This is a genomic window from Pseudomonas sp. URMO17WK12:I11, from assembly GCF_007677725.1.
In the GTDB taxonomy this organism is placed as follows: Bacteria; Pseudomonadota; Gammaproteobacteria; order Pseudomonadales; family Pseudomonadaceae; genus Aquipseudomonas.
Window position 1 is genome coordinate 1 of the sequence record NZ_VEDF01000064.1, and the last position, 251, is coordinate 251.

Here is a 251-nt window from a genome sequence, read left to right on the forward strand (position 1 = left end):
CGCAGGGCGCCATAGGCGTCGGTGCGCAGCTCGAAGCCGGTGCCGCGCAGGGCGCCGCGGTGGTTGCCGCGCTGGTCGATCAGGTAGCCGAGGTTGAGCTGGGTGTGGCCGTGGCTGCTGTGCAGCTGCGTGCGCACCTGACCGGTGGAGTCGTCCATCACCCACTGGTTGAAGCCGCCGCCGCCGATTTCCTTGCTTTTGTAGCCGCTCATCAAACCGCTGGAGTGCCAGGCCGGTTTGTGGCCGCCGTA

1 protein-coding gene is annotated in these 251 nt (G+C 68.1%); it reads right to left on the reverse strand.

What is annotated here, in order from left to right; all coding sequences use genetic code 11:
• Positions 1 to 251 (reverse strand): type VI secretion system Vgr family protein (locus FS665_RS23225; protein WP_145193670.1); only part of this gene is annotated, 251 nt, incomplete at both ends.